The 1187-nt window shown below is 42.5% G+C and carries 1 protein-coding gene and 1 pseudogene; one reads left to right on the top strand and one right to left on the bottom strand.

The genetic code is table 11. The annotated features are described in order from the left end of the window. Nucleotides 1–415, bottom strand: a 415-nt coding sequence (locus PVV69_RS09885) for an Arm DNA-binding domain-containing protein (protein ID WP_273757359.1), incomplete at its 3' end; no start/stop codon positions are given. Between the two features lie 180 nt (nt 416–595). Here PVV69_RS09885 and PVV69_RS09880 point away from each other — a divergent pair. Beyond that, nucleotides 596–1187 (top strand): annotated as a pseudogene (locus PVV69_RS09880) (phage portal protein); the annotation flags it as partial.

Below are 1187 nucleotides of genomic sequence, written 5' to 3'. Positions count from 1 at the left end.
GTAAACAGCCTAATTTTGGTAGAATATAAAGGCGTAAAGGTGTAAACCATTTACCATTTTTACCATCCCCTTTTAATTCAGCTTTACGGCTTTCAAAAGCATCTAGTGCAATATCTTTTAAATAATGAAGATTGCTTATTGCTTCACGCTTTTGTTTATCGCGTTCTTGAATGGGGTCACGCCCTTCATGCAAAATAGAACGCCACCCATTTGCCAATTCACGGGCTTTTTTTAAAGAAACATTTCGCAACGCTCCCAAGCCCATTTCACGGCGGCGCCCGTGAATGGTATAACGATAAATCCATTGAGCACCACCATCTTTACGCTTATGGAGTAACAAGCCGGCACCATCATTATATTTGCCAGCTCCCAATGTTGCGACAGCCCTTGCATTAAGACGGTTCATAAGAGCCATTTTTAAATCCTTTCTTATACAAATTTGATCCACACACTCATCCTGCTTTTGATGTGCAAATGAGTGATTTTAATTGATGCAACATAAACAACTTTGAAATGAGAGAATCCTACGTTATTCGAGACTCTCATTCAACAATACAAAACAATGAATTATTATTATAAATCAAAGCGTTGTAGCGACATGGCACATGCGGAATATGCGGACTCTGATGCTTTCCAAGATGCTGTCATCTGTGGCATGGGCTGGACCGATACCAGACTTGATTACGAAAACAGTATAGATGGGGAACCGGTTATAGCGCGTTTAGACCCGTTAAAGATGGTTTGGGACAGTGCAGCGGTGCAACCGAATTTAACCGATGTCCAACGCTTATGGTATGTAGATCGCAAGCCCTTAGAAGTTGCAAGACACATGTTTCCGAAAGCCCATTGGAGTGAACTGAGTGCAGATTGGGCAAGAGATGGGAGTACTTATGAGGGGATTCATCACAATGACCTAGATAGTTATGGTCATGATGAAAGCGTGGAGGGAGTTGAAAATGGGCGGCGGATGGTGACCCTTGTTGAATGCCGTTGGTTTGAAAGCGAGAGATATTACAAAGCGCCCGATTTAAGCACTGGAGAACTTCGTGACTATAGCGAGGAGGAATTTAAGCAACTCCAATGCATGATGCCTCAGATACAAGGGGCGGCTTTTAACAAAAAGGTTGTAAAGCGTGCTTTTTTAGGCAGGAAAGTTTTGCTTGAACCAGATCAACCTTTGGTTCCTT

Origin of the sequence: Bartonella sp. MM73XJBT (assembly GCF_028618465.1) — a bacterium.
Lineage (GTDB): Bacteria > Pseudomonadota > Alphaproteobacteria > Rhizobiales > Rhizobiaceae > Bartonella.
Note: the sequence above shows the minus strand (reverse complement) of the source record. Positions and strands in the feature narration are given on the sequence as shown.